Annotated in this window: 14 protein-coding genes; 9 read left to right on the forward strand and 5 right to left on the reverse strand. The window is 62.7% G+C overall.

Annotated features, from left to right (window positions below; genetic code table 11):
• Positions 1–7: 7 nt before the first annotated feature.
• From V1273_RS31425 to V1273_RS31450, 6 genes are all read left to right on the forward strand, one after another.
• Positions 8–886 carry a branched-chain amino acid ABC transporter permease gene (locus tag V1273_RS31425; protein WP_334365242.1) on the forward strand — a complete coding sequence of 293 codons (879 nt, stop codon included), beginning with the start codon at positions 8–10 and terminating at the stop codon, positions 884–886.
• A gap of 2 nt (positions 887–888) precedes the next feature.
• Positions 889–1,902 (forward strand): branched-chain amino acid ABC transporter permease, encoded by a 1,014-nt coding sequence (locus V1273_RS31430; RefSeq protein WP_334365243.1) that lies wholly within the window; start codon positions 889–891, stop codon positions 1,900–1,902.
• A gap of 236 nt (positions 1,903–2,138) precedes the next feature.
• Positions 2,139–3,368 (forward strand): ABC transporter substrate-binding protein, encoded by a 1,230-nt coding sequence (locus V1273_RS31435; RefSeq protein ID WP_334365244.1) that lies wholly within the window; start codon positions 2,139–2,141, stop codon positions 3,366–3,368.
• 161 nt (positions 3,369–3,529) lie between these two features.
• Positions 3,530–4,756 (forward strand): ABC transporter substrate-binding protein, encoded by a 1,227-nt coding sequence (locus V1273_RS31440; RefSeq protein WP_334365245.1) that lies wholly within the window; start codon positions 3,530–3,532, stop codon positions 4,754–4,756.
• 124 nt (positions 4,757–4,880) lie between these two features.
• Positions 4,881–6,170 (forward strand): glycerate kinase type-2 family protein, encoded by a 1,290-nt coding sequence (locus V1273_RS31445; RefSeq protein ID WP_334411866.1) that lies wholly within the window; start codon positions 4,881–4,883, stop codon positions 6,168–6,170.
• Between the two features lie 177 nt (positions 6,171–6,347).
• The gene (locus tag V1273_RS31450; RefSeq protein ID WP_334411867.1) at positions 6,348–8,495 is read left to right on the forward strand and encodes an EAL domain-containing protein; all 2,148 of its coding nucleotides are present in this window, start codon (positions 6,348–6,350) and stop codon (positions 8,493–8,495) included.
• Positions 8,496–8,556: 61 nt separating this feature from the next.
• Here V1273_RS31450 and V1273_RS31455 read toward each other — a convergent pair whose 3' ends face one another.
• Positions 8,557–9,075, reverse strand: coding sequence for a MarR family winged helix-turn-helix transcriptional regulator (locus tag V1273_RS31455; RefSeq protein ID WP_334365247.1), 519 nt, complete (start codon positions 9,073–9,075; stop codon positions 8,557–8,559).
• Positions 9,076–9,249: 174 nt separating this feature from the next.
• On the opposite strand from V1273_RS31455, the gene V1273_RS31460 reads away from it, so the two are divergent.
• Genes V1273_RS31460 through V1273_RS31470 form a run of 3 tightly spaced genes read left to right on the forward strand, consistent with a single transcriptional unit; the run spans position 9,250 to position 12,793 of the window.
• A complete protein-coding gene (locus V1273_RS31460) occupies positions 9,250–10,290 on the forward strand; it encodes a branched-chain amino acid ABC transporter permease (RefSeq protein WP_334380052.1) in 1,041 nt (346 codons plus the stop codon).
• 5 nt (positions 10,291–10,295) lie between these two features.
• Positions 10,296–12,065, forward strand: coding sequence for a branched-chain amino acid ABC transporter ATP-binding protein/permease (locus V1273_RS31465; protein WP_334411868.1), 1,770 nt, complete (start codon positions 10,296–10,298; stop codon positions 12,063–12,065).
• Positions 12,062–12,793 carry an ABC transporter ATP-binding protein gene (locus tag V1273_RS31470; protein WP_334411869.1) on the forward strand — a complete coding sequence of 244 codons (732 nt, stop codon included), beginning with the start codon at positions 12,062–12,064 and terminating at the stop codon, positions 12,791–12,793. The genes V1273_RS31465 and V1273_RS31470 overlap by 4 nt, the downstream gene beginning before the upstream one ends.
• A gap of 68 nt (positions 12,794–12,861) precedes the next feature.
• On the opposite strand, the gene V1273_RS31475 is transcribed toward V1273_RS31470, so the two are convergent.
• From V1273_RS31475 to V1273_RS31490, 4 genes are all read right to left on the reverse strand, one after another.
• Positions 12,862–14,013: an ABC transporter substrate-binding protein gene (locus V1273_RS31475; RefSeq protein ID WP_334365252.1), complete on the reverse strand. Its 1,152-nt coding sequence runs from the start codon at positions 14,011–14,013 to the stop codon at positions 12,862–12,864.
• A gap of 88 nt (positions 14,014–14,101) precedes the next feature.
• Positions 14,102–14,521, reverse strand: a complete 420-nt coding sequence (locus tag V1273_RS31480; protein WP_065747528.1) for an acyl-CoA thioesterase — start codon at positions 14,519–14,521, stop codon at positions 14,102–14,104.
• A gap of 13 nt (positions 14,522–14,534) precedes the next feature.
• On the reverse strand, positions 14,535–15,296 hold the full coding sequence (locus tag V1273_RS31485) for an SDR family NAD(P)-dependent oxidoreductase (protein WP_213248619.1): 762 nt from the start codon (positions 15,294–15,296) through the stop codon (positions 14,535–14,537).
• Positions 15,297–15,330: 34 nt separating this feature from the next.
• Complete coding sequence (locus V1273_RS31490; protein WP_334411870.1) at positions 15,331–17,220, reverse strand: feruloyl-CoA synthase; 1,890 nt, start codon at positions 17,218–17,220, stop codon at positions 15,331–15,333.
• Position 17,221 lies beyond the last annotated feature (1 nt).

Consider the following 17,221-nt stretch of genomic DNA (forward strand, 5'->3'; position numbering starts at 1 on the left):
CGCGGCCATGGAGCTATTTACCAACCAAGTCCTGGCCGGCATCGCCACGGGCGCGATCTATGCCTGTATGGCGCTCGCGGTCGTGATGATCTACCAGGCGATCGACCATCTGAATTTCGCTCAGGGCGAAATGGCGATGTTCTCGACGTTCATTTCCTGGCAACTCATGCAGTGGGGCATACCCTACTGGTGGGCGTTCCTGCTCACGCTGGTGATCTCCTTCGCCGGCGGCATCATCATCGAGCGGTTGCTGTTCAAGCCGCTCGCCAAGGCGCCGATCCTCACCAACGTCGCGGGCTTCATCGCGCTATATGGAATCATCAACTCGTTCGCCGGCCTGATCTGGGATTTTACCATCAAGCAATATCCGACGCCATTCGGATCATCACCATTCCTCGGCAGCCAGCTCATCTCGACCCACCAGGCCGGCATGATCGGGGTGACCGTTTTGTTGCTGATCGCCCTTTATCTCTTCTTCCAGTTCACGCGGATCGGGCTTGCGATGCGGGCGGCCGCCGCGCTGCCTGAATCGGCTCGCCTGGTCGGCATCAACACGTCCTGGATGATTGCGTTGGGCTGGGGCATGGCTTCCGCGATTGGAGCGATCGCCGGCATCCTGATCGCACCCGTCGTGTTCCTGGAGCCGAACATGATGTTAGGCGTGCTGCTCTATGGCTTCGCCGCGGCCGTGCTCGGCGGCTTGACCTCACCGCTCGGTGCTGTCGTCGGCGGGTTCCTGGTCGGCATCTTTGAAAATCTCGCCGGGACCTACATTCCCGGCGTCGGTAACGAGCTGAAACTGCCGATCGCGCTTGCGCTGATCATCACCGTATTGGTCTTCAAACCGGCTGGGCTGTTGGGCCGGCCCATCGTGAAGCGAGTTTGATCATGAGCGCTGCTGAAGAAGTCGTCGCAGAAGCCCCGGCCGTCGAGGCCGTTCCAAAGCGAGCCATGACGCTCGGCCTGGGGACCTCGCTCGTGGTACTCGCCGCGCTCGTGCTCGCGCCGCTGTTCGTCAAGAATTTCATCGTCTTTCAGTTGACCCAGTTGCTGTATTTAGGGCTCGCTGTGCTGGCGTTGAACATCCTGACCGGCGGAAGCGGCCAGTTCTCGCTCGGTCAAAGCGCGTTTTACGCCATCGGCGCCTACACCTCGGCGATCCTGATGGAATACGCCGGCATGAACTATGCGCTGACGCTGCCCATCGCGGCGCTGATATGCTTCGCCTTCGGCTTCCTGTTCGGGCAGCCGGCGCTGCGGCTTTCCGGCGTCTATCTCGCACTGGCGACGTTTGCGCTCGCCACCGCCATGCCGCAGTTGCTCAAGCTTGGATTTTTCGAGCATTGGACCGGCGGCGTGCAGGGACTGGTCGTGACCAAACCCGATGCGCCGTTCGGACTGCCGATAGGACAGGACAAGTGGCTATATTACTTCACGCTGGTGATCACGATCGGGATCTACGTCGCCTCGGTCAACCTGCTGCGGTCGCGCTCGGGTCGCGCCTTCATGGCGATCCGCGACAACGAGATCGCGGCTTCCGCCATGGGCATCAACGTCGCGCTGTACAAGACGCTGGCGTTCGGCGTCTCCGCCGCCATCACCGGCGTGGCCGGCGGCCTCGGGGCCATCGCCGTGCAGTTCGTGGCGCCGGATAGCTTCACCATCGTGCTCGCGATCCAGCTATTCCTCGGCATGGTCGTCGGCGGCGTCGGCTGGCTGCCGGGATCGATCGTCGGCTCCGCCTTTATCATCTTCGTGCCGAATATCGCGGAGAGCATCTCCAAGGGCCTCTCCGGCGCGGTGTTCGGCGTGCTCTTGTTTATTGTCATCTTCCTCGTGCCGCATGGCGCAAGGCAGGTCGCAATTGTCGCGCAGCAGATGCTCGGTAAATTGAAGAACTAACTTCACGCCACGGGATCTGTTCGGCGACATCATCAGCGGCGAACTCGGCCGTTAACCAATATTCCGCCGGGCGGTAGTTTCCCGGAGCGTCCGACTAAATATCGCTCTCCGCGACGCCGTCGCGGGGGGCTTTTTGTTGCTGGACGCAGCCGAAAGGTATTCAATGAAGCCCAAGAGCCGCCAAGCGCTCCAATCAAAAACAATGACACAGTCACCGATCCCAGGGAGATCAAAAAATGTCCGCCATCAACTTGCGACTGGGAGCCTTTGCGGCCGCCCTCGCATTGCTTGCCGCGACCAGCAGCGGCGCATTTGCACAAAAGAAATACGACACCGGCGCCACCGACACCGAAATCAAAATCGGCAACATCATGCCCTACAGCGGACCAGCTTCCGCTTACGGCGTGATCGGAAAAACCGAAGAGGCCTATTTCAGGAAGATCAACGCCGAGGGCGGCATCAACGGCCGCAAGGTCAACTTCATCAGCTATGACGACGCCTACTCTCCGCCGAAGACGGTGGAGCAGGCGCGCAAGCTGGTCGAGAGCGACGAAGTGCTGCTCGTGTTCAATCCGCTGGGCACGCCGCCGAACACGGCGATCCAGAAATACCTGAACACCAAGAAGGTACCGCAACTGTTCGTGGCCACCGGCGCCACCAAGTGGAATGATCCGAAGGAATTTCCGTGGACGATGGGCTGGCAGCCCAATTACCAGAGCGAGGGGCGCGTGTACGCGCAACACGTCCTCAAGGAGAAGCCGGACGGCAAGATCGCCGTTCTCTACCAGAACGACGACTACGGCAAAGACTACTTAAAAGGCTTCAAGGACGGCCTCGGCGCCAAGGCCACATCGATGATCATCATCGAGGAGAGCTACGAGGTAACGCAGCCGACCATCGACTCCAACATCGTCAAGCTGAAGTCGCTGAATGCCGACGTATTCTTCAACGTCACCACGCCGAAGTTCGCCGCCCAGGCGATCAAGAAGATGAACGAAATCGGCTGGAAGCCGCTGCACATCCTCAATAGCGTCTCCGCCTCGATCGGCAGCGTCATGAAGCCGGCCGGCTTTGAGAATTCGCAGGGCATCATCTCCTCGCAGTACCTCAAGGATCCGGCAGATGCGGAGTGGAAGAACGATGCGGGCATGAAGGCCTGGACTGAATTCCTGGACAAGTATTACCCTGAGGCTAATCGTGTAGACGCATTCGTGATGTATGGTTACACGGTGGCACAAACCCTCGAGCATGTGTTGAGGTCCAGCGGCGACAATCTCACACGCGAGAACGTCATGAAGCAGGCCGCGAGCATCAAGAACCTCGAGCTCGGAGGCCTGCTGCCGGGCATCAAGGTCAACACGTCGGCGACCGACTTTGCTCCAATCTCGCAAGTGCAACTGATAAGGTTCAAGGGCGACACTTGGGAACGCTTTGGCGAGATTCTCTCGGGAGACGTCGGCGGCTGAGCGCCGCTGCGAGCTCTGCTGAAGATGCAGCCCCCGCGGCTTTTGCCGCAGGGGATTTTTGTTTGTGAGGCTTCCGGCAAGATGCTAATCACGACGCTGTCAAAAGAGCCTCGTTAAGCGGCACGGCTGTTACATTAAGAAATGAAAAGGGAGAGACAGAAATGTCCACAATGAAAAAACTTGCGGTTGCTTCGACCGCGTTTGGATTGCTCGCTGCATCATCGAGCGGCGTTCTCGCGCAGAAGAAATATGATCCCGGCGCGAGCGACACCGAGATCAAGATCGGCAATATCATGCCCTACAGCGGACCGGCTTCGGCCTATGGCGTGATTGCCAAGACCGAGGAAGCCTATTTCAGGAAGATCAACGCGGAAGGCGGCATCAACGGGCGCAAGATCAACTTCATCAGTTATGACGACGCCTACTCTCCGCCGAAAACGGTGGAGCAGGCGCGCAAGCTGGTCGAAAGCGATGAAGTGCTGCTGGTCTTCAATCCGCTGGGCACCCCACCGAACACGGCGATCCAGAAGTACCTGAACAGCAAGAAGGTGCCGCAACTATTCGTCGCCACCGGGGCCACCAAATGGAACGATCCGAAGAGTTTCCCATGGACGATGGGCTGGCAGCCGAACTACCAGAGCGAAACGCAGATTTATGCCAAGTACATCCTGAAGAACAAGCCGGACGCCAAGATCGGGATTCTCTACCAAAACGACGATTACGGTAAGGACTATCTGAAGGGCTTCAAGGACGGGCTCGGCGCCAAGGGCGCATCGATGATCGTGCTGGAGGAAAGCTACGAAGTTTCCGCACCGACGATCGACTCCCACATCGTGAAGCTGAAGGCGAGTGGCGCCGACGTGTTCATCAACATCACCACGCCGAAATTCGCGGCGCAGGCGATCAAGAAGAACGCCGAGATCGGCTGGAAGCCGCTGCACTTTCTCAACAACGTCTCGGCCTCGATCGGCAGCGTGATGAAACCGGCCGGCTTCGAGAACGCGCAGGATATCATCTCGTCCAATTACCTTAAGGATACTTCCGATCCGGAGTGGAAGAACGACCCCGGCATGAAAGCTTTCGACGAATTTCTCGCCAAATACTACCCCGAGGCCAACAGGATCGATAGCTTTGTGATGTACGGCTACACGGTCGCGCAGGGCCTCGTACATGTGCTCAAAGCCAGCGGCGACAATCTCACCCGCGAGAACGTCATGAAGCAAGCAGCCAGCATCAAGAACCTCGAGATCGGCAGCTTGCTGCCGGGTATTCGGGTCAACACCAGCGCTACCGACTTTGCCCCCATTTCGGCGGTCCAGCTTCAGAAGTTCAAAGGCGAGACCTGGGAGCGCTTCGGCGAAGTGATTGATGCCGAGGTCGGCGGCTAATCGCAAAATGCTATCGACCGATTGTTAGCCAGCAACGCCCCCGCGGCCCGTCCGCGGGGGTTTTCTTTTGTAGCGATTGGAGGGATAACCAGACCTCCCGCCCCGTAACAGCCCCGTGCAGACCATGACCGACCGACGTTCCCTCTTGCGTGCGATCTTTGATGCGGCCGTTGCGGCCGCGCATCCCGACGTCGTGCTCTCGGCGCATCTGCGTCCCGCGCCCAAGGGCAAGGTGATCTGCCTCGCCGCAGGCAAGGGCGCTGCAGCGATGGCGGCCGCGGCCGAACGGCACTACCTCGATGCACTCGGCCTCGATCCGTCGCGGCTGACCGGCCTTGCCACCACGCGCCACGGCCACGGCGTGCCAACGCGGCGCATCAGGGTTGTCGAAGCCGGCCATCCCGTGCCCGACGAAGCCGGGCTGAAGGCCGCCGACGAGACGCTGCGTCTCGCCGCGGAGGCGACTGCGGATGACCTTTTGCTGGTGCTGTTGTCCGGCGGCGGCTCGGCAAACTGGATCGCACCCGCAGATGGCGTTTCGTTCGCACAGAAGCAGCAGGTAAACCGCGCGCTGCTGCGGTCGGGCGCTCCGATCGGCGAGATGAACGTCGTGCGCAAGCATCTGTCGCGGATCAAGGGCGGCCGGCTGGCCCGCGCCGGGCAGCGCGCCGCCGAGATCGTGACGCTTGCGATCTCCGACGTACCGCACGACGATCCGTCCGCGATTGCATCGGGACCGACGGTACCCGATTCCTCCACGCTGGCCGACGCCCGCGCCCTGGTCGCAAAGTATAATCTCACAGTCGACGATGCCGTCAGGCGCGCGCTCGACGATCCCAGGAACGAGAGCTGCAAGCCCGGCGATCCCGCCTTTGCCCGCGCGCAATTCGAGATGATCGCAAAACCGAAGGCTTCTCTCGACGCGGCGATCAAGGTCGCGAAGGACGCAGGGTATGAGGTTGTCGGCCTCGGCGCGGATCTCGAAGGCGAGGCGCGCGAGGTGGCGGCCGATCATGCGCGACTGGCGCTGAAAGCACAGAGCGAGGGCAAACGAACCGCGATCCTGTCGGGCGGCGAGCTCACGGTGACCGTGCGTGGCAATGGCCGCGGCGGTCCCAACCAGGAATATGCGCTGGCGCTGGCGGATCTTCTGAAGGATACGTCCGGCATTGTGGCACTGGCCGCAGACACCGACGGGGCCGACGGTGGCGCCGGTAGCGCGACCGACCCGGCCGGCGCCTTGATCGATCAGGCGACGTTCGCGAAGATGAAGTCGCTCGGCCTCGATCCTGCGGCCTATCTTGCCAACAATGATGCGACCGCGTTCTTTTCGGCCACCGGCGATCTCCTGCTGATCGGCCCGACCCTCACCAACGTCAATGACGTCCGGGTGATCTTGGTGGACCCAGCGTAGATCTCCGGGCAGTCCCGGAACCTCGCACGTACCTTAGCGGCATTAACGCTTTGTTGAGCAGTTTGCGAAGAACCCGCGCGCGGTTTGCCTATCTCGAAGGTGCGATTCACCAGCCTGGCATCTAATGGCCGTTCTCCTGGAGGAGGAGAGCCGCCAGTGGCGGCTGGGGAACGCTCGATGACGGATCACATCCCGACAACCGCGCCGCAGTCAGCGCATTTGAGTGCGCGCCTCGAGGACGCGATCAACCATATGTCGCTCGGAATCGTCGTATTCGACGAGAAGCGCGAGGTCGTTTTCTGCAACCGCCGCTACAGGGAGATGTACGGGCTCTCGCCTGAACAGGTGAAGCCGGGAACACCGACCCAGGAACTGATCCGGCACCGGCTGAAACTCGGGCTGAAGGTGCAGGTCGCGGTCGATGATTATATCCGTGAGCGCGTCGGTCGCGACATCGCACTCGACACCACGGTGCAGGAGTTCACCGACGGCAGGATCGTCGCCTACACCGTCTACCCGATGCCGGACGGCGGCGGGATGGCGACCCACGAGGACATCACCGAGCGCGAAGCGCTCAATGCCCGGCTGAAGAAACAATACGAGCTCGGCAAGGAGCAGGAAGAAGCCCTGCGCGTCAGGAACTTCCAGTTCGACACCGCAATCAACAACATGTCGCAGGGGCTTTGCTTCTTCGATTCCGACCATCGCCTGATCGTCTGCAACGATCGCTTCGTGGAGATGTACGACATTGCGCCCGAGCGCGTCAGCCCCGGCATGTCGCTGGTCGAGATCGTCGACCTGCGCTTCGAAGCCGGCAGCTTCCCCGCCATGACGCGCGACGAATATCTGCAATGGCGCACCAACGTGGCGGTTTCCAATGAAGCGAAAGACAGCATCGTCGAACTGAAGAACGGGCGTACCTTCAAGATCCGCCACCGCCCGATGCCCGGCGGCGGCTGGGTCGCGACGCATGAGGACATCACCGAGCAGCGCCAGTCCGAGGTCAAGATCGAATACATGGCGCATCACGATGCGCTGACCGATCTTGCCAATCGGGTGTTGTTGAACGATCGGCTCGAACATGCGCTGGGCAGGGTTTCGGACGGGGAAATGGTGGCCGTCCATCACCTCGATCTCGATCAGTTCAAGGCCGTGAACGATACGTTCGGCCACCCCTGCGGCGACAAATTGCTCAGGAGCGTCGCCGAACGGTTGCGCCGGCTCGTTGGCGATTCCGACACGATCGCGCGGATGGGCGGCGATGAGTTCGTCATCGTGCAGGCCACGATCTCGGACCCCGCCGATGCCACTTCGCTGGCGCAGGGCGTCATCGATGCGTTGAGCGAGCCCTATGAAATCGACGGCCAGCAGGCCGTGATCGGCGTCAGCATCGGCATTTCGGTCGGTCCCGGCGACGGATCGAACCCCGACAAATTGCTGCGCAATGCCGATCTCGCACTCTACCGCGCCAAGAGCGACGGCCGCAGCACGTTCCGCTTCTTCGAGCCTGCGATGGACCTGCAGATGCAGACCCGCCGCATCCTGGAGCAGGATCTGCGCAAGGCGCTGCCGGCGGGCGAGTTCGAGTTGCATTACCAGCCGGTCGTCAACTTGGCGAGCAAGGAAATCAGCGGCTTCGAGGCGCTGATACGCTGGAATCATCCAACCAAGGGAATGATCTCGCCGGCGGCCTTCATCCCGCTGGCCGAAGAGATCGGCTTCATCGTGCCGATGGGCGAGTGGGTCATCAGGCAGGCTTGTGCCACCGCCGCGCTATGGCCCGACAACCTTCACGTCGCCGTCAATATTTCAGCGATCCAGTTTCGCAGTCCCGGCCTGATGCAGGTGATCGTCGGCGCGCTCGCCGCCTCCGGTCTCGCGCCGACGCGGCTGGAGATCGAAATCACCGAGAGCGTGTTGCTCCACAACAAGGAAGCGACGCTCGCGCTGCTGCATCAGTTGCGCGCGCTCGGAATCCGGATCGCCATGGACGATTTCGGCACCGGATATTCGTCGCTGACTTATTTGCAAAGCTTTCCGTTCGACAAGATCAAGATCGACCGCTCGTTCGTCAAGAACATCACCGAGAATTCGAGCTCGCTAAACATCGTGCGCGCGGTTGCCGCGCTCGCCAATGGAATGGGCATGACGGCGACCGCCGAGGGTGTCGAAACCGCGGAGCAACTCCACAGCATCGCATCCGAGGGATGCACGGAAATGCAAGGCTTCCTGTTCAGCAAGCCGCTTCCCGCCGCCGAGATCGAGCGGCAGTTTCTGTCGGGGCGGGGGCCGCGAGGGGCTCAAGGCCGCATCGTCGCGGCGTGATTGCACGGTTCGTCATTCCGGAGCGCGCGAAGCGCGAATCCGAAATGACGGTGTTAGTCCCTCAAAACTCCGCCGCGATCTTCGACAGCATTTCGAGCAGCGCGACGCGGTTGGCGGGACCCAGCAACTCGTTGAGACGCGCCTCGTGCTTGCTGGCAACGAGCTTTTTGGCGCGCGCCAGCACCGCCCTTCCCTTGTCCGTCAGAACCAGGATGTGCGAGCGACGGTCGTTGGTCGAGCGCATCCGGGCGCAGAGGCCGCGGCTCTCCAGCGCATCCAGCATCGAGACGAAATTCGGCCTGAGGATGCCGAGCGTGTTGGCGATTTCAGTCTGGTTGCGCCCGGGATTGCGATCGAGCAACAATAGCACCGAGAATTGCGCCGGCGTCAGTTGCAGCGGCGCGACGCAGCGCAGGAAGTCCTCGAATACCTTGAGCTGCGCGCGCTTGAGCGAATAGCCGAGCAGGTCGGCCAGCTCGCCCAGTTGCAGCCCGGCATTCTCCGCGGCGCCATCGGCGATTTCCTTGCCGTTGCCGCGCGACGACTTGACGACATCGGTCGCTGCCTTGGAAACTGTCATGGCGTGAGGCTCGCCCCCGAAAAAGGCTCGGCCGGGTGACCGGGCCTTGATGTTATATTTGATAATTGTTATTGGATATATCAAATATCGGCACCTTTCAACTGCCGAGATGTGGGACGGCCGGCGGACCGTGCGAGGTCAGGACCGGCGACGCTTTTAGGGGGAGCGCCAGTCTTGAATACGACGATCATGCTGTTCCTGCTGCAGGACGGCATCACCAATGGCGCGATCTATGCGCTGCTCGGGCTTGCGCTGGTGCTGGTGTTTGCCGTCACCCGCGTCATCCTGATTCCGCAGGGCGAATTCGTGACCTTCGGCGCGCTGAGCTACGCCATGCTGGCAACCGGTCAGGTGCCGGGCACCGCAAAGCTGGCGATGGCCATGGGCGTGGTCGCCTTCGGCCTCGACCTGTTTGAGGCGCGGCGATCGCTACGGCCCAAGCGGGTCGCGCGCGCCTTTGCCCTCAACATCGCTCTCCCCGCCGCGATCCTGGCCCTGACCTACGGCCTTGCCGGTCCCAAGACCCCGATTGCGGTCAACATCGCGCTGTCGCTTTTGATCGTCGCGGCGATCGGGCTGTTCCTCTACCGCATCGCGTTTCAACCGATCGCCCATACCTCGGTGCTGGTGCTGCTCATCGCCTCCGTCGGCTGTCATCTGGCGCTGCAGGGCCTGGGCCTCGTGTTCTTCGGTGCCGAGGGCCTGCGCGGGCCGGCGCTGTCGAATGCCGCGCTGACGATCGGCCCACTGCGCTTCACCGGCCAGAGCCTTGCGGTGTACGGTCTAACCGTCGCCTTCATCGCCGCGCTCTGGCTGTTCTTCGGCTTCACGCTGATGGGCAAGGCGTTGCGCGCTACCGCCGTCAACCGCCTCGGCGCCCGCCTCGTCGGCATCCGCACCACACTATCGGGGCAGATTGCTTTCCTGCTGGCATCCCTGATCGGCGCGATTTCCGGGATCCTGATCGTGCCGATCACCACGCTCTATTACGACACCGGCTTCCTGATCGGCCTGAAAGGTTTTATTGCCGCGATCATCGGCGGACTCGTCAGCTATCCGCTTACGGCCGTCGCAGCCTTGCTGGTCGGCAGCGTCGAGGCATTCTCATCGTTCTACGCCAGCAATTTCAAGGAGGTCATCGTCTTTACGCTGATCCTTCCCGTGCTGGTGCTGCGTTCGCTTGCGGCGCCCGCGGTCGAGGAAGAGAAGGATTGACGGCGATGAACCAGCGCACCCCTCTCATCATCTTCGCGCTCGTGATGGCAGCGATCCCGTTTATTCCGGGCATCCCGCCATTCTGGATCGTGCTGCTCAACAATATCGGCCTCGCCGCACTGGTGGCGATGGGCCTCGTGCTCTTGACCGGCGTCGGCGGCCTCACCTCTTTCGGCCAAGCCGCCTTCTGCGGTTTCGGCGCCTACACCACGGCGGTATTGGCCACGGCCTATGGTGTCTCGCCATGGCTGACGCTGCCTCTCTCGCTGGTGGTCAGCGGCATCGCCGCGGTCCTGCTAGGCATCGTCACGGTACGGCTGTCCGGCCATTATCTGCCGCTCGGCACCATCGCCTGGGGCATCGGCCTGTTTTACCTGTTCAGCAAGCTGGAATTCCTCGGCCGCAATGACGGCATCTCCGGCATCCCGCCGCTCTCGATCGGCAATTTCCGGATGCTCGATCCCGGCACGATCTATTTCGCGATCTGGATCGCGGTGCTGGTCTCGGCGCTCCTCACCATCAACCTCCTGGACTCCCGCACCGGCCGCGCGATCCGCGCGCTGCGGCGCGGGCATATCGCCGGCGAAGCGTTCGGCGTGCAGACGCCGCGCGCCAAGCTTCTGGTATTCATCTATGCGGCGGTGCTCGCGGGCTTGTCCGGCTGGCTCTATGCGCATTTCCAGCGCGCCGCCAATCCGACGCCGTTCGGCGCGCAGGCCGGCATCGAATATCTGTTCATCGCCGTGGTCGGCGGCGCCGGCTATGTCTGGGGCGCGGTGCTCGGCGCCGGCATCGTCGTGATCCTCAAGGAGATCCTGCAAAGCTATCTGCCCTATATCTTCGGCGGCCAGAGCCAGCTCGAGACCATCGTGTTCGGCATCCTGCTGGTCGTTCTGCTGCAGCTCGCGCCGACCGGCGTCTGGCCCTGGCTGATGTCGCGACTGCCGATCCAACCGGGCCGCAGGATGCCCGATGCGTCGCTTCCGCTTGCCACGCCCGTGCGCGCACAGGCTTCGTCCGCCGTCCTGCTGCAGATCGAGAAGGCGCGCAAGCAGTTCGGCGGCGTGATTGCCGTTAACGACGTCTCCTTCGACGTCCAGGCCCGCGAGATCGTTGCCCTGATCGGCCCCAACGGCGCCGGCAAGAGCACGACCTTCAACTTGATCACGGGCGTGCTGACGACCACCGGCGGCACCATCTCGGTGCTCGGCAACAAGGTCGACAACGCTCCGCCGCAGGAGGTTGTAAAACTCGGCGTCGCGCGCACCTTCCAGCATGTCAAGCTGGTCCCTGACATGACCGTGCTGGAGAACGTCGCGATCGGTGCGCATTTGCGGGGGTCTGCGGGAGCGATCTCCAGCATGCTCCGGCTCGACCGGGCCGACGAGGCGAAATTGCTGGCGGAAGCCGCCCGCCAGATCGAGCGCGTCGGCTTGGGCGACCAGATCGACCAGTTGGCGGGAAGCCTGTCGCTCGGCCAGCAGCGCATTGTCGAGATTGCACGCGCGCTGTGCGTCGATCCATTGCTGCTGCTGCTCGACGAGCCGGCCGCGGGACTGCGCCATATGGAAAAGCAGCGGCTCGCTGCCCTGCTCCGTCAACTGCGCGACGGCGGCATGTCAGTGCTGCTGGTCGAGCACGACATGGGTTTTGTGATGGATCTCGCCGACCGCGTCGTGGTGCTGGATTTCGGCACCAAGATCGCCGAGGGCACGCCGGATGCGATCAAGACCAATCCCGATGTGATCAAGGCCTATCTCGGAGCTACCGCATGAGTGCGCTGTTATCGGTCTCCGACGCTCACGTTTCCTACGGCAAGGTCGAAGCCGTGCGCTCGGTTTCGCTCGAGGTCGCCGACGATGAGATCGTCACCATCATCGGCGCCAACGGCGCCGGCAAGACCACGCTGCTGAATGCCATCATGGGCGTGCTGCCGCTCAAGGGCGCCACCGCCTTCGCCAGCACCGACATGACCCCGCTCGACATCGAAGATCGCGTCGCAGCGGGCCTCTGTCTCGTGCCGGAGCACCGCGAATTGTTCGGCACCATGAACGTCGAGGACAATCTGCAGCTCGGTGCCTTCCGGATTCCGAAGGCAACCGCGGCAAGGTCGTTCGAGCGGGTCTACACGCTGTTTCCGCGGCTCAAGGAGCGGCGCAAGCAATTGGCCGGCACGCTCTCCGGCGGCGAGCAGCAGATGCTGGCGATGGGTCGCGCCCTGATGGGCGCGCCAAAACTGTTGATGCTCGACGAACCGAGCCTTGGTCTCGCGCCGATCATCGTGGCCGACATCTTCCGCACCATCGGTGAGTTGCGGGCGGCCGGCGTCTCGGTGCTGCTGGTCGAACAGAATGCGCAAGCGGCGCTTAAAATCGCCGACCGCGCCTACGTCATGGAACTCGGCGAATTCATCCTGTCCGGATCGGCCAAGGATATCGCCAGCAACCAGCGCGTCGCGGCGAGCTATCTCGGCTTCCAGCACGAGGGCGTAAGCGGGATTTAGGGACTAGATGGGCGCGCTTCCGCGCAGCCCATCTAGCCTGTCAGACCTCATCTATGAGGGTCACGATCTCACTTCGCCGGGACGTACTTGCCGTCCTTCACGGTCAGGATGATGCGCGAGCGGTCGTCGAGGCCGTAGCGATCCTTTTCGGTGAAGTTGTAGACGCCCTGGCTTGCCGCGATTTCCTTCTCCGAGATCAGCGCCAGACGGATCGCCTCGCGGAATTCCGGCGTGCCCGGCTTGGCCTTCTTCAGCGCCACCGGTATCACGCGCTTGAGCACCTCAAAGGCGTCGTAGGAATGGCCGGCGAACTGGCTGCGGCTGTTGGCACCATACTTGGCTTCGTAGGCGGTGTTGAGCGCGAGACCCGGCTTCTTGGTCAGCGCGCTGTCGGGCTGGGACTCCGGCGACATCACCGGACCGGAAGCCATGATCACGCCTTCCGCCGCAGGACCCGCGATGCGGATGAAGTCCATGCTGGCGGCGCCGTGGGTCTGGTAGATCAGGCCCTTGTAGCCGCGCTCGCGCAGCGTGGTCTGCGGCAGCGCCGCTGCGGTGCCGGAAGCGCCGATGAGAACGGCGTCGGGATTGGCGGCGACCAGCTTCAGCACCTGGCCGGCGACCGACGTATCCGGACGGGCAAAGCGCTCTTCGGTCGCCATGGTCAGGCCCATGGGCACGGCCTGGGTCTTGAAGTCGTTGACCCAGAGATCACCGTAGGAATCGGAGTAGCCGATGTAGCCCACGGTCTTGATGCCGTGCGCCTTCATGTGCTCGTACAGCACCTTGCCCATGATCGGGATCGGCTGCGGCATCGCGACCGACCACTTCATGCGCGCCTCGTTGATCGGGAGCGGCGCCAGGCCGAAATGCGGAATCCCCGCCTCGTTCGCTACCGTGGAAACCGCAACCGTCGGAGGTGTCGTCGAGGAGCCCATGATGATGTCGGCCTTCGATTCGGTGACGAAGCGCCGTGCATTGGTGGTCGCCGTGGTCGGATCGCCGCCGTCATCGAGCACGATGATCTTGATCGGCACGCCGCCGATTTCCTTCGGCACGAAATCGAGCGAGTTGCGTTCGGGAATGCCCAGCGCCGCCGCGGGCCCGGTCGTGGTGACGGTGATGCCGATCGTGATTTCATTGGTCTGTGCAATGACCGGCGCCCCCGGCAGGGCGAGGGCCGCGATGACGGCCGCCGCGGACAGAAAAGCCTTCTTCATTCATTCCTCCCTTGGATTATTATCTGCAGTCTTAAGCAAAACCGGGCCCTTAATTCAGCCCCTTCTTTAGGTCATGCCGGATAGTAAGTCAGCCCCGCATGAAACGCTCGATGATCTCCGGCGGCATCGGCGCCGATTTCAGCTTCGCGGGATCGTCCGGATGCTTGCCGACCAGCACGCGGGTTTCGAACGCCTCGATCGCCAATGCCTCGCCCTTGAACACGTTGTGGACCACCTCGAAGCTGGAGCGCTTGAAACTCTCGATCCGGCTTTCGATCCGGATCCAGTCGCCATGGGTGGACGGGATATGAAATTTGGCCCTCGTGTCGACCATGGGAATGCCGACGAGGCCATATTTGCGGATGAGATCCTGTTTCGAAAAGCCGGCGGCTTCGAACATGATCGAGGTGGAATCGTCGAACATCGCGAAATAACGCGGATAGTAAACGATGTTGGCGGGGTCGCAATCGCCCCACTGGATCTGCACGTCGCGCCGGTTGACGAACATGGGATGAAATATCCTAGCGCGGCGCCATGCGAAGCGCGGCATCGAGCCGCACCACTTCGCCGTTCAAATAGGGGTTGTCGATCATGTGCAGCGCGAGCGAGGCAAACTCGTCGGCTTGGCCGAGGCGGCGCGGGAACGGGATCGAGGCGGCAAGCGAGTCCTGAGCTTCCTGCGGCAGGTTGGCCAGCAGCGGCGTGAGGAACAGGCCCGGCGCGATCGTCAGCACGCGAATCCCGAACTGCGCCAGTTCGCGCGCGATCGGCAGCGTCATGGCGACGATGCCGCCCTTGGAAGCCGAATAGGCCGACTGACCGATCTGGCCGTCATAGGCCGCGACCGAGGCGGTCGAGATCACCACGCCGCGCTCGCCGGTCGCAAGCGGCTCGAGCTTCGACATCGGAGCGGTTGCCAACCGCAGCATGTTGAACGAGCCGATCAGATTGACCTTGATCACCTTGTCGAAATCGCCGAGCGCCATCGGGCCGTCCTTGCCGATCACGCGCTTGGCGACGCCGATGCCGGCGCAGTTCACCAGCACGCGCGCCGGACCATGGGCAGCCGCCGCCTTCGCGATCGCGGCTTCCGCGGAGGCGGCATCGGAAACGTCGCAGATCACGGCGACGCCGCCGATCTCGGCCGCGACGGCCTCTGCCAGGCTGGCGTTGAGATCGCAGACTGCGACCTTGGCGCCCTGCGCCGCGAGGCGGCGCGCGGTCGCCGCGCCCAATCCCGATGCGCCGCCGGTGACGATGGCGGCCTGGTCCTTCAACTGCATGGTGCTCTCCCTGACAAGCTTTGCACGAATTCGGTTACAGCGCGATCACCTGCGCTGGTGGCGCGGGCGAATAGATCTCCTCGATCAGCGCACTGCGGTTCTCCAGAACCGCGCGCTGGTTGATCGAACCCTTGTCGGTGACCTCGCCGCGATCGATCGACAGCGGCGTATCGAGCAGCACCGCGCGCGTGATCCTGGTCGATGAACCCGTTGCGCCCGCGACGAGCTTCTCAAAGCGTTCGCGGAAGGCCGCGACGATCAGCGGATCGGACGCCGCAGCAGCGAGGTCGTCTTGCGGAAGCGTCGGATTGATCAGGCGGCACCCGTCGAGGTCGAGCACCACCAGCGCCGATATTTCGTCGCGGTTAATGCCGGTAATGACGACGTCTCGCACCAGCGGCGCGCAGCCCGCGACGAAGCGCGCCCGTAACGGGCCGACGCTGACCCAGGTGCCGCTGGCAAGCTTGAAGTCCTCACCGATGCGGCCGTCGAAATCGAAGCCGGCGTCGAAATCATCTGCAACGGCCGGCTTGAGCGCATCGCCCATCTTGTAGAAGCCTTCCTCATCGAAGGACTTCGCCGTGATATCAGGCTGACGCCAATAGCCGGGCATCACGTTCGGCCCCTTGGCGCGAACCTCCAGCTTGCCATTATTGGGCACGAGTTTCGCATCATTGCCCAAAACCGGCAGCCCAACATGGCCGGAGCGGCTGGTCACCGGATTGACCGACATGAAGAACGGCGCAGTCTCGGTGGCACCAAGCCCGGTCAGCATCGGCACGCGATAGCCGGTTTCCTGGACCGACAATTCGTCGAGGCTGTTCCAGACGAAGGCCGACAGCGCCGCGCCCGAAAAGAACATCGCATGCAGCCGCGCAAAGAACTTTTTGCGCAAGGCCGCATCGTCGCGCAGATAGGGCAACAGCGATTCATAGCCCTTGGGCACGTTGAAATAGACCGTCGGCGAAATCTCCCGGAGATTGCGCACGGTCTCCTCGATGCCGCCGGGCATCGGCTTGCCCTCGTCGAGATACATCGAGCCGCCATTATAGAGCGTCAGCCCGATGTTGTGATTGCCGCCGAAGGTGTGATTCCACGGCAGCCAATCGACGATGACCGGCGGCTCGTCCTTCAGGAACGCCAGCGTCTCGCGCAGCATCACCTGATTGGCGCAGATCATGCGTTGCGTGTTGATCACGGCCTTCGGGTTGCCGGTCGAGCCCGACGTCAGCAGGAACTTTGCGATCGTGTCCGGGCCGATCGCCTCGTGCGCCGCGTCGAGCCGCGGATGCAGTGGCGTCGCCATCAGATCTGCAAGCGTCGTGACATCGCGGCCGGGAACCACCGCACCGCGCGAGGCGGCGATCTCGGTCCCGAACGACACATTGGCGGCGAGCGCATCGGCGAATTTCGTCGCGTCGTCGACGAACACGAGGCCGGGAGTCAACAGCTTCATCAGATAGCTGAGCTTGCCGTAGTCGCGCGATACCAGCGAATAGGCCGGCGATACCGGACAGAAGGGAATGCCGGCATAGAGCGCGCCGAACGCTATGAGCGCATGATCGACCGAGTTGCCGGACAGGATGACGACTGGCCTTTCTGCCGAAAGGCCGCGCGCCAGCAGCGCAGACGCGATATGCCGCGACGACGTCAACAGCTCCGCATAGGTGATCTGCCGCCAGCCCCGTGCCGCGTTGCGCTCCGCCATGAAGACCCGATCGGGCGCCGCTGCGGCCCAATGATGCAGCCGATCGGTGATGCGCGCCGGATAGTCCCGCAACTGCGCTTTCGGGCGCAGATAGATGGTGCCGTCGTCGCGGCGCTCGACATGCACCGCGGGCGTGCCGAACGAGATCGGGCGCAGCGGATGACCGGCGCGCGCGGCTGAATCGGTCGAGGCGGACATGCTGGGCTTGGCGCTCATG

Source organism: Bradyrhizobium sp. AZCC 1721 (genome assembly GCF_036924715.1).
Lineage (GTDB): Bacteria > Pseudomonadota > Alphaproteobacteria > Rhizobiales > Xanthobacteraceae > Bradyrhizobium.

Excerpts from the sequence above, each read along its gene's own strand:
- V1273_RS31425 (WP_334365242.1), top strand. The coding sequence starts at position 8 with ATGGAGCTATTTACCAACCAAGTCCTGGCCGGCATCGCCACGGGCGCG.
- V1273_RS31430 (WP_334365243.1), top strand. The coding sequence starts at position 889 with ATGAGCGCTGCTGAAGAAGTCGTCGCAGAAGCCCCGGCCGTCGAGGCC.
- V1273_RS31435 (WP_334365244.1), top strand. The coding sequence starts at position 2,139 with ATGTCCGCCATCAACTTGCGACTGGGAGCCTTTGCGGCCGCCCTCGCA.
- V1273_RS31440 (WP_334365245.1), top strand. The coding sequence starts at position 3,530 with ATGTCCACAATGAAAAAACTTGCGGTTGCTTCGACCGCGTTTGGATTG.
- V1273_RS31445 (WP_334411866.1), top strand. The coding sequence starts at position 4,881 with ATGACCGACCGACGTTCCCTCTTGCGTGCGATCTTTGATGCGGCCGTT.
- V1273_RS31450 (WP_334411867.1), top strand. The coding sequence starts at position 6,348 with ATGACGGATCACATCCCGACAACCGCGCCGCAGTCAGCGCATTTGAGT.
- V1273_RS31455 (WP_334365247.1), bottom strand. The coding sequence starts at position 9,075 with ATGACAGTTTCCAAGGCAGCGACCGATGTCGTCAAGTCGTCGCGCGGC.
- V1273_RS31465 (WP_334411868.1), top strand. The coding sequence starts at position 10,296 with ATGAACCAGCGCACCCCTCTCATCATCTTCGCGCTCGTGATGGCAGCG.
- V1273_RS31470 (WP_334411869.1), top strand. The coding sequence starts at position 12,062 with ATGAGTGCGCTGTTATCGGTCTCCGACGCTCACGTTTCCTACGGCAAG.
- V1273_RS31475 (WP_334365252.1), bottom strand. The coding sequence starts at position 14,013 with ATGAAGAAGGCTTTTCTGTCCGCGGCGGCCGTCATCGCGGCCCTCGCC.
- V1273_RS31480 (WP_065747528.1), bottom strand. The coding sequence starts at position 14,521 with ATGTTCGTCAACCGGCGCGACGTGCAGATCCAGTGGGGCGATTGCGAC.
- V1273_RS31485 (WP_213248619.1), bottom strand. The coding sequence starts at position 15,296 with ATGCAGTTGAAGGACCAGGCCGCCATCGTCACCGGCGGCGCATCGGGA.
- V1273_RS31490 (WP_334411870.1), bottom strand. The coding sequence starts at position 17,220 with ATGAGCGCCAAGCCCAGCATGTCCGCCTCGACCGATTCAGCCGCGCGC.